The sequence below is a fragment of the Kocuria dechangensis genome, assembly GCF_014636775.1.
GTDB lineage: Bacteria > Actinomycetota > Actinomycetes > Actinomycetales > Micrococcaceae > Kocuria > Kocuria dechangensis.
This window is the reverse complement of sequence record NZ_BMEQ01000085.1, coordinates 1-616: the sequence shown is the minus strand read 5'-3', so window position 1 is coordinate 616 and position 616 is coordinate 1. Positions and strand designations below refer to the sequence as shown.

Annotated in this window: 1 protein-coding gene; it reads left to right on the top strand. The window is 70.3% G+C overall.

Annotation, left to right across the window (positions count from 1 at the left end; translation table 11 throughout):
* On the top strand, positions 1 to 527 hold a 527-nt coding region (locus tag IEW07_RS21365), incomplete at its 5' end, for a chorismate-binding protein (protein WP_229742034.1).
* Positions 528 to 616: the final 89 nt, after the last annotated feature.

Genomic DNA, 616 nt, shown 5'->3' with positions numbered 1-616 from the left:
GCTCGTGCACCGGCGCCCCGAAGATCCGGGCCATGGAGATCATCAACAGCCTCGAGCCCACCGGCCGCGAGGTCTACACCGGGGCGATCGGCTACGCCGGCCCCCTGGCCGGGCTGGCCCTGAACGTGGCCATCCGCACCTTCGAGTTCTCCGGGGGCCGGGTCCGGCTCGGCGTGGGCGGGGGGATCGTCGCGGACTCCGACCCCCACGAGGAGGCCCACGAGACCCTGGTCAAGGCCGTGCCCCTGCTGGCCGCCGTCGGGGCGCACTTCGGCTCCGCCCTGACCCGGGAGTGGGCCGGGCACGTCCCCACCGCCCACCCCCCACCATCCTCCCCGGCGCCATGGGCACCCGAGCGTACCCGGGGCATTTTCCCTACAGCCTCACCGCGGGCACCGGGCCGCTGCTGGGAGGCAGGACGGGATGCTCGGGGTACCTCGCCTCTCGGGCGGATGGAAGCTCCGAAGAGCTTCCTCTACCGCCGAGAACATATAAGTGATATATCTGTTGGCGACAAGACGGTCTAGGCCGCGACGGAAGGGAGTGTGCGATGCACAAGGTTCAGGGTGTGGTGTCCAGGGGCAAGAACCAGCCGGTGGGCGTGGAGACGATCCTC